A 9,291-nucleotide genomic window follows, 5' to 3' on the forward strand; every position below is an offset into this window, starting at 1 on the left:
TAATCAATTTAACTAAATGAATAATAATTGCAATTCTTTAGTGAAATATTTTGATAATTTGACCTAACAGTCTTATAATTATATTATCGTTTAATTAGGGAGGATGCAAGATGAGTGCTAGTTTGTACATCGCAATAATTTTAGTTATAGCAATTATTGCTTATATGATTGTTCAACAAATTCTTAACAAGCGAGCTGTTAAAGAATTAGATCAAAATGAATTCCATAATGGGATTAGAAAAGCTCAAGTCATCGATGTTAGAGAGAAAGTTGACTATGACTACGGTCACATTAATGGGTCTCGCAATATTCCTATGACAATGTTCAGGCAACGATTCCAAGGATTAAGAAAAGATCAACCGGTATACTTATGTGATGCCAATGGGATTGCTAGCTATAGAGCCGCTCGTATTTTGAAAAAGAATGGATATACAGATATCTATATGTTAAAAGGCGGCTATAAAAAATGGACTGGAAAAATAAAGTCTAAAAAATAGTTTTTGTAAATTTAATATACGATTTAATAAAATCTGAGTGTTAATTGATCATCAATAACAATACTCAGATTTTAATTTTTTAACAAAGTCTGTTACTATATTTCTCTAGCTTCACTGATCATTAAACTTAGTTTCAGCATAATAAAGAAAGTTCAGCTCATTTTCAATACGATTCAATTACCGCAATCTAAAAAATGAAAAGACAATTTCTATGAAAGAATAATACCAAACCCTAAGAGTTATTACTTCGGTTTAGTTTTCTTGTTTAAATAGAAATTGTCTTTTTCAATTGATTTTGAAACCATTATCCTTAAATCTTCATACAAAGTTAGAATAATAATTCTCGGAATATGTGTTTAATACTTTATTTTTCCTGTTTAAGATTTTCAAACTTTAATATTGGTTTACGAGCAGCTGTAGCTTCGTCTAATCGATCAATCACAGTTGTATGTGGTGCTTCTAGCACTTTATCAGGATCATTTTTAGCTTCTTCAGCAATACTAATTAATGTATCGATAAAATAATCAAGTGTTTCTTTAGACTCTGTCTCAGTCGGTTCAATCATCATACCTTCTTCAACATTTAATGGGAAGTATATTGTTGGTGGATGTACACCGAAATCTAATAATCGCTTAGCCATGTCTAAAGTACGTACACCAAATTCTTTTTGACGCACACCACTTAACACAAACTCGTGTTTACAATATTGTTTATAAGGTATTTCAAAGTGTTTAGATAAACGTGCTTTAATATAATTCGCATTAAGAACCGCTGCTTCAGAAACCTCTTTAAGTCCAGTTGCTCCCATAGTTCGAATATACGTATAAGCTCTTAAGTAAATACCAAAGTTACCATAAAATGGTTTTACACGTCCGATAGAATTTTTAATGTCATTATCATATTTAAATTTGTCGCCATCTTTAATAACCATTGGCTTTGGTAAGTAACTTGCTAGTTCTTTTACTACACCGACTGGACCTGAACCAGGACCGCCACCACCATGTGGACCAGTAAATGTTTTATGCAAGTTTAAATGAACAGCATCAAATCCCATATCTCCTGGGCGAACTTTGTCCATAATAGCGTTTAAATTCGCACCATCATAATATAATAGACCACCAGCATTATGGACGATTTCACGGATTTCCATAATATTTTTTTCGAAAATACCTAAAGTGTTTGGATTAGTTAACATAATAGCTGCTGTATTTTCATTTACAACACGTTTCAAGTCATCAATATCAACTTCGCCACGTTCGTTTGATTTTACAGTAACTGATTTAAATCCTGCAAATGAAGCTGAGGCTGGATTCGTACCATGCGCAGAATCTGGCACAATGACTTCATCACGATGACCTTCACCATTATTCTCATGGTAAGCTTTAAATATCATCAATGCAGTCCATTCACCATGTGCGCCAGCAGCTGGTTGTAATGTCACCTCATCCATACCAGTAATTTCTTTTAATTCTTCTTGCAAACTATAAATAATTTCTAATGAACCTTGAACTTGATCTTCATCTTGTAATGGATGTGATTCACTAAATCCTGGTATTCTAGCAACCTTTTCATTAATTTTAGGGTTATACTTCATCGTACATGAACCCAATGGATAAAATCCGTTGTCTACACCGAAATTTTTATTTGAAAGTTCAGTATAATGACGTACTAAGTCTAGTTCAGCAACTTCAGGAAACTCCGCTTTGTTTTTACGAATAAATTTATCATCTAACAATGACTCAACAGAATTTGTTTTAATATCACTTTTTGGTAATGAATATGCATATCTGCCTTCACGAGATCTTTCAAAAATTAATGGACTTGATTTACTAGTCATTTAACTCACCAGCCTTTTCTACAAATGTATCGATTTCATCTTTTGTTCTTAATTCAGTTACAGCTATTAACATGTGATTTTTAAAGTCGTCTGAAACAACACCTAAATCAAAACCACCGATAATATTGTACTTCACTAATTCCTCGTTAACTTGTTGAATTGGTTTGTCAAATTTGACTACAAACTCATTGAAAGATGTACCATCTAATACTTCAAAACCTTTTTTAATAAATTGTTGTTTAGCATAGTTAGCATGTTCTATATTTTGAACTGCAATATCATAGATACCTTGTTTACCAAGTGCTGACATTGCAATTGATGACGCTAGGGCATTTAATGCTTGGTTAGAACAAATATTAGATGTCGCTTTATCGCGTCGAATATGTTGTTCACGTGCTTGTAGTGTTAATACAAAGCCACGATTACCTTCATCATCTTGTGTTTGACCGACTAATCTACCTGGCACTTTACGCATTAACTTTTTCGTCGTTGCAAAATATCCACAATGTGGCCCACCGAATTGAGCAGGAATTCCGAATGGCTGAGTATCACCTACAACAATATCTGCACCAAATGAACCTGGAGGTGTAAGTAATCCCAATGCTAATGGATTTGCATATACGATAAATAATGCTTTTTTCTCTTCAATAAAGCTATGAATCTTTTCAAGATCTTCAATTGAACCGTAGAAGTTTGGATATTGTACTGCAACAGCTGCTGTTTCATCATCCACTGCTGCTTCTAATTTTTTCAAATCTGTAACAGTGCCATCTAAATCGATTTCCACTACTTCGAATTCCTTACGCGTCTTAGCATAAGTATGAAGTACTTGTAATGCTTGATAATGCAAACCTTTTGAGACTACAATTTTATTTTTCTTTGTTTGACTAAATGCTAAAATACATGCTTCAGCAAAGCTAGTCATCCCATCATACATAGAAGAATTTGCTACATCCATATCTGTTAATTCACAAATTAAAGTTTGGAACTCAAAAATGGCTTGTAATTCACCTTGAGAAATTTCCGGTTGATATGGCGTATATGCTGTGTAAAATTCTGATCTTGAAATCATAGCATCCACAACTGATGGCGCGTAATGATCATAAACACCAGCACCCAAAAATGATGTATGCGTTTCTTTAGTGATATTCTTGCTTGCAATGCGATTTAATCTTCTAAGTAACGTTGTTTCCGCTTCGCCTTCAGCAATATTTAAATCTCTATTTAATAAAATGTCACTTGGTACATCACCGAATAATTCTCCTATAGATTTTGCACCAATTGTTTGTAACATTTCTTGCTTGTCTTTTTCAGTTAAAGGTATATAACGATGACTCACAATGCACACCCCTTTTTAATTATTTATCAATTTGATTTTTCTTAACAATTTTCGCTTTTAATTGACGCTTACGAACTTGAACAAGCAACTCTCTATCCATTTCAAACTCATCTCTTTTTATCATTGCAAGTGCAATTGATTTTCCTGATGATGGAGACTGTGTTCCTGAAGTTACTTCTCCAATAATATTTCCATCTAAATCCATAACTTCATAACCAGTTCTTGCAATTCCTTTTTCAAGTAATTCTAATCCCACTGTTCTTCTTGGTGCACCATTTTCTTTTTGATCTTTTAATACAGATTTACCAATAAAATCAGCATCAATTAATGGTTTACTTGCAAAAGCGATACCACCTTCATATGGTGTAATTGATTCAGTTAAATCTTGTCCATGTAATGGCAATCCAGCCTCTAATCTTAATGTATCACGAGCGCCTAACCCACATGGCATAACATTATACTCTAATAAACCATCCCAAATTTTTTCAGTATCATCGATATTACAATAAATTTCAAACCCATCTTCACCTGTGTAACCTGACTGAGATAAAATGACGTTTGCTCCAAATAATTTGACACCCTGTTTAAATTCAAACATTTTCATTTCAGTTACATCTTCATCAACTAATTGATTAATTAAATCTCTAGCTTTTGGTCCTTGTATTGCTAATTGACCATATTGGTTTGATACATTTTGTACTTCAACATCAAATTTCTCTTTGTGTTTTAAAATCCAATTAAAATCTTTTTCAGTATTAGCAGCATTAACAACTAATAAATAATTGTCGTCAGCTAATTTATATATTACTAAATCATCAATAATACCGCCTTCTTCATTACATAAAGCAGTATATAATGCTTTTGAAGTAGTTAAATTATCAGTATCATTTGATAATAAATATTGCACAAACTGACTAGCATCTTTACCTGTTACTTCAATTTCACCCATATGACTAACATCAAACAGGCCAATTTCGTATCGAACAGCATTATGCTCCTCTTTAATACTTGAAAATTGAACAGGCATCGCCCATCCTCCGAATTCCACAATTTTTGCACCTCTATCAACATAATTTTGATATAAAGGTGTTTGTTTTAAATCACTTGACATTGAAATACCCCCTTAAAATTATAAAAACAGGATAGCAATCGCTACCCTGTTTATAAATCACCAATTCAGGAACGCGTTACAGTATTATCCTTTTGCCTGAGAGTTTCGTAATAAATTACTTGCACCTTCGGCGATAGAGTCTTAATACTCTATTCTCTCTAATACTGATCACTCGCTTTTATTAAATTTAGCAATTCATAATATATTTCTGAAATTGATAGCAAATGACTATCAAATTTCTTGAATGCGATTTCATTATATCTTAAAATCCGTGAGCAATACAAGTCATTTAACTGCGTGATTGTCTTATTATTTGCATTAGGTCGATGTGGGTCATCATTGATTCGACTATATATAATATCAATATTACAATCTAACCAAATAATGTTTTTTTGATTTTTCAAAAAATTAAATGCCTCTTCACTTTCAATAATACCACCACCAGTAGCAATTATATCTGCAGTGTTAATACATTCTTGCAAACATGTGAACTCTAAATTCCTGAAATATTGTTCACCATGTTTACTAAATATTTCTGGTATTGTTAACTTATACTTTTCTTCGATATATGAATCTATATCAATAAATGATAAATTTTGCTCATCTGCAACGTATTTACCAATCGTAGATTTACCGGTACCCATGAAACCAATTAAAATTATTGGTGATTTATCATGATTCATGCGTTTTCCCTTCTTTCAATAACAAAACAATCTTATAGTTATAGTCAGTTTCTATATTATATAATGTCTTTAATTTTAAACTATATTGACTGATATAAAAAGTGAAAATGGAAAAATAAATTGCTGTTAGCATCAATAAGAACGGCGTAACATATCCTTTTTCTTTATATAAATCAAAATTAATAAATTATTTCACATCCTTTTTAATAGTACTCATTTAAATACTAGTAAGTTATACATAAATAGTTTTAGTCTGCACATTTGTACCGACTTTAACTGTTATCGTTATTTTAATAATGGATTTATAGTAGATATTTGCAGTAAATGCTGTAACATTATTAATCATTGTTATATTTCCTCTGTCATTTACAACTTTAATAATTTTATTATTTATTAATTTGTATTCGATCATTTCTTCACCTTTATGTAAAATGATACGCTGTTGCCTAATTTCAATATCGTTTCTATCTACTCCTTTAAAATCCTCTAGAATATCTCTTGAGAAAAATTCGAAATCTACATTTGTTAATTCCCTACTTTCAATTAGAAAAGTTTTGCTAAGTCTAATTAAGTCTGGAACAATTAGTAAAGTTATACTTATAACCATCATCGCTACTAACATTTCAATGAGCGAAAAAGCTTTGACATTAATACTGTATACATGTCTTTTGATAAGAAGTGGTATTTTTTGAAATAGCACAAATTTGTTGGTCACTTTGCTTAATATCATACTTCCCTATAGTTACCCCCTTCTTAAGTTCTTCTTTATTAATTTTAGATACAGTCGTCAAAATTACTTTAGAAGCATCAATTGTTTGTAGTTTATGGTTTATACTCGCTTGCATTTGATTCATCATTGGTATCAATAGTAATGTAATCAATCCAATTAGCAAAAATCCAGCCATACTATCTATTAAGAATGATCCTTTACACTTATAGCTTTTCATAACGAATTCTTCCTTTTTCAATATGGAATATTATTCTATAAATTGAATTGTTATTGTCAATTGTTATACTACCAAATTTATTGATATTCCCTTTTTTATCAAAGGCAATAATATCAACTTTTGCAACATTAATTATTTTGCCTACTTTTAATTTTAGAAATCGTATTTTATTATTCTCTATTACTTTAATAGTGTCACTGTTTTCATAAAATCTAACATTGATATATCCTTGATTTGCTATAGCTTGCGACTTAATATAATTCAATTCAGTAATAAAAGAAATGATATTTGCCTCATCATCTATTACTCTAAGATTGCTTAATCCTTTAGATGTCATTGTCAAAAGTAGAAATATACTGATTAACATCATTACCACAAGCATCTCAATCATAGTAAATGCTGACTGCTTTCTAATTTGCAACTGCTTCTCCATTACTAATTGTTATTGTCTCTCCTGATTTACATGTCTTTTGTGCTTCTTTTATAAAACCATCTGCAATTAAGTCTTCAATAGACGATGGATTTCTATTATGTTTCAATGCATACGCTTCAATTTGACTATTAACCATTTTTACCTGTGCATTACAACCTGTTGATTGTATGTGAGCAGTTTGTTTAGCAATATTTGGAATGATTAAAATTAATAATAAACTGATGATTAATAACACTAATAGCATCTCTATCAATGTAAACGCTTGAGTTTTCTTAAGAAATTTAAACATATATTAACCTCCATTATTTTATACTTTGCATCATTTGAAACATTGGTAACATAATTACTAAATAAATTGCGACAATAAATAAACCTAAAATCAAAAATAAAATAGGCTGTAAAAACTGAGTCTGTTTTATCGCTTTATCTTCTATTTGTTTTACTAATATTTGCGAATATAACTTTAGTTCTACTTCTAGCTTCCCTCTCTTTTCACCTTGTAGCACAAACTTAATTAATTGAGGCTTAAAGCATTTTAGTTTTTCTAAAATTTGAGGCAAACCATATCCCATTTCTGAATAAGTTAATAAGTATTTACCTAGAAACTGTCTAAATGGATCACTACTATGGTTAATATAAACGTCTACTATTGATTGAAGTGTAATACCATTTTTATAAAACAACACTAATTCATTAGTTACAAAATAAGTTTTAAATAATTGGAAATAGCCTGATATTAGCGGTAGTTTCATCACAAAGTTTATCTTATTGAGCATATTTAAATTGTTATAAATTAATTTCATAATAATAGCCAACATAGATACTATTATGAGCATTACTACAATTATAGTAGGTAAGCTGGTAATGAAAAAAGACAATGTTTTTTGAAAAGAAGATAGTTGAATATTCATAGAAGTATATAATTGTTGAAACTGTGGAATTACTGTGAGGTTTAATATAATAATCATAGCAATAAAGATAGAAACTAGTATTAAGGGGTATTGCAGTGTCTTTAACAATCGTTGTTCTGACTTTCTATTCACTTTCATATAATTTACGGTTTCTTCTAGAACGTCTATAATATTGCCAAATCTTTCTGCCAAATATACTTGCATGACGATAGTATCGCTATAACCTATCAGTGATAATATTTGATTGCATGGTGCACCATTTGAAATTTCACTTAGAATGGTGGTACCTAATTGCTTATTTTTATATGTCATTTGAAGATTTAAAAATTGAAAACTTTGATACAGAGTGAAACCATATTTCAACAAATTACATAAATTTGAAAGTAAGTCGATTTGTTGGGCCTTACTTAATTGTCGCTTCTTAGAATGTAGTTTAAATGTATTTATCCATTGTAGTTTCACAAATGACACCTGCTTTTGTCATATCATCAAGTTTATCTTCTAAGTTCTTAAATGATGATGGTAATGAATGATTATGGGAAAAGAAATATCGGAGTTGTTGCTGAGATAGAATTTCACATACTAATTGTCGCTGTTGCTTAATAGTAGTTACAAGTCGTTGGTTTATAATTAAGTTAGTTGCCTGTATCAATTCTTGTACAGAAATGCCCATTTCTAATAGCCTTAAAATAGCACCTTTACAATCAGTTGCATGCAATGTAGTCAGAACAAGGTGACCACTTAAACTAGCCTGTATAACACACTTGGCAACATCTTTATCTCTGATTTCACCTATTAAAATAACATCAGGATCACATCTTAAAATAGCTTTAAACGAATTTACATAGTTAATGCCAGCTTTATCATTCACATTAATTTGGACGATACCAGGAATTTGCATCTCTACAGGATCCTCTATAGAAATTACATTTAAATTCAAGGCTTTATTCGCGTATGAGACCATTTGATACATTAATGTACTCTTTCCTGAACCAGTTGGCCCACTAAACAATAGTAATCCTTGTTTCTTATTCATGAGGTGTTTAAAATCATTGAATTTATAAGTTGATTTCTGTTGTTGAAAAAATTGAGGTACAATTCTGATAACACAACTTTCTTGGCCAAGTGACAATGGTAAAGTTGATATTCTCAAAAAATATATTTTATTGAAATGGTAACTATATCGACCGCTCTGTGCGACTTGCTGTGTAGAAACATCAAGCCCAGCTTGAAACTTCATATAAACTAATAACTTTTGATAAATGCTATTCCCAATTTGTTCATACTGCTCCAAGTTATCATTAATTCTAAATTTAATACTTACTTCATTTTTAACTGGAATAAAATGTACATCACTCGCTTTCATTTCTATCGCTTTATTAATTATTTCTTGAAATAGAATCTTCAAAAAAGGGCTTGGGACATTAAGTTCTTAGGCAATGTAAAAAAGCTGATTTCTATTAATTATTTGATAGAAATCAGCTTTTTTGATATGTATTTTATAATGTACAGCTCGTTGAGCTGCTATTTTCC

Annotated in this window: 12 protein-coding genes and 1 riboswitch; of the genes, 1 reads left to right on the top strand and 11 read right to left on the bottom strand. The window is 30.6% G+C overall.

Annotated elements, in window-relative coordinates; translation table 11 throughout:
* Positions 1–110 precede the first annotated feature (110 nt).
* Positions 111–497 (top strand): rhodanese-like domain-containing protein, encoded by a 387-nt coding sequence (locus tag IDG63_RS09365; protein ID WP_001276571.1) that lies wholly within the window; start codon positions 111–113, stop codon positions 495–497.
* A 364-nt stretch (positions 498–861) separates the two neighbouring features.
* Here the strand turns inward: IDG63_RS09365 and gcvPB are convergent, their stop codons facing one another.
* The 11 genes from gcvPB to comGA form a co-directional block, all read right to left on the bottom strand.
* Positions 862–2,334, bottom strand: coding sequence for an aminomethyl-transferring glycine dehydrogenase subunit GcvPB (gene gcvPB, locus IDG63_RS09370; RefSeq protein ID WP_000202189.1), 1,473 nt, complete (start codon positions 2,332–2,334; stop codon positions 862–864).
* Positions 2,327–3,673 carry an aminomethyl-transferring glycine dehydrogenase subunit GcvPA gene (gene gcvPA / locus IDG63_RS09375; protein WP_000019689.1) on the bottom strand — a complete coding sequence of 449 codons (1,347 nt, stop codon included), beginning with the start codon at positions 3,671–3,673 and terminating at the stop codon, positions 2,327–2,329. Before gcvPA ends, gcvPB begins: the two co-directional genes overlap by 8 nt.
* 19 nt (positions 3,674–3,692) lie before the next feature.
* Positions 3,693–4,784, bottom strand: coding sequence for a glycine cleavage system aminomethyltransferase GcvT (gene gcvT, locus IDG63_RS09380; protein ID WP_000093348.1), 1,092 nt, complete (start codon positions 4,782–4,784; stop codon positions 3,693–3,695).
* A gap of 74 nt (positions 4,785–4,858) precedes the next feature.
* Positions 4,859–4,956: riboswitch (glycine riboswitch) on the bottom strand.
* A complete protein-coding gene (locus IDG63_RS09385; protein WP_001015123.1) occupies positions 4,943–5,467 on the bottom strand; it encodes a shikimate kinase in 525 nt (174 codons plus the stop codon). (Overlaps the previous riboswitch by 14 nt.)
* The gene (locus tag IDG63_RS09390) at positions 5,457–5,603 is read right to left on the bottom strand and encodes a hypothetical protein (protein WP_001789879.1); all 147 of its coding nucleotides are present in this window, start codon (positions 5,601–5,603) and stop codon (positions 5,457–5,459) included. The genes IDG63_RS09385 and IDG63_RS09390 overlap by 11 nt, the downstream gene beginning before the upstream one ends.
* Before the next feature lie 96 nt (positions 5,604–5,699).
* Entirely contained in the window at positions 5,700–6,197 is a 498-nt protein-coding gene (locus IDG63_RS09395; protein ID WP_029642894.1) for a competence type IV pilus minor pilin ComGF, read from the bottom strand.
* Positions 6,115–6,414, bottom strand: coding sequence for a hypothetical protein (locus IDG63_RS09400; RefSeq protein WP_000844413.1), 300 nt, complete (start codon positions 6,412–6,414; stop codon positions 6,115–6,117). The genes IDG63_RS09395 and IDG63_RS09400 overlap by 83 nt, the downstream gene beginning before the upstream one ends.
* Positions 6,401–6,847 carry a competence type IV pilus minor pilin ComGD gene (gene comGD / locus IDG63_RS09405; RefSeq protein WP_001788899.1) on the bottom strand — a complete coding sequence of 149 codons (447 nt, stop codon included), beginning with the start codon at positions 6,845–6,847 and terminating at the stop codon, positions 6,401–6,403. Before comGD ends, IDG63_RS09400 begins: the two co-directional genes overlap by 14 nt.
* On the bottom strand, positions 6,825–7,136 hold the full coding sequence (gene comGC, locus IDG63_RS09410) for a competence type IV pilus major pilin ComGC (RefSeq protein ID WP_000472256.1): 312 nt from the start codon (positions 7,134–7,136) through the stop codon (positions 6,825–6,827). The genes comGD and comGC overlap by 23 nt, the downstream gene beginning before the upstream one ends.
* A gap of 13 nt (positions 7,137–7,149) precedes the next feature.
* Positions 7,150–8,220 carry a competence type IV pilus assembly protein ComGB gene (comGB, locus tag IDG63_RS09415; RefSeq protein ID WP_000776422.1) on the bottom strand — a complete coding sequence of 357 codons (1,071 nt, stop codon included), beginning with the start codon at positions 8,218–8,220 and terminating at the stop codon, positions 7,150–7,152.
* Entirely contained in the window at positions 8,192–9,166 is a 975-nt protein-coding gene (comGA, locus tag IDG63_RS09420; RefSeq protein ID WP_000697220.1) for a competence type IV pilus ATPase ComGA, read from the bottom strand. Before comGA ends, comGB begins: the two co-directional genes overlap by 29 nt.
* Positions 9,167–9,291 lie beyond the last annotated feature (125 nt).

This window comes from Staphylococcus sp. EG-SA-14 (genome assembly GCF_017151935.1).
GTDB classification, from domain to species: Bacteria; Bacillota; Bacilli; order Staphylococcales; family Staphylococcaceae; genus Staphylococcus; species Staphylococcus aureus.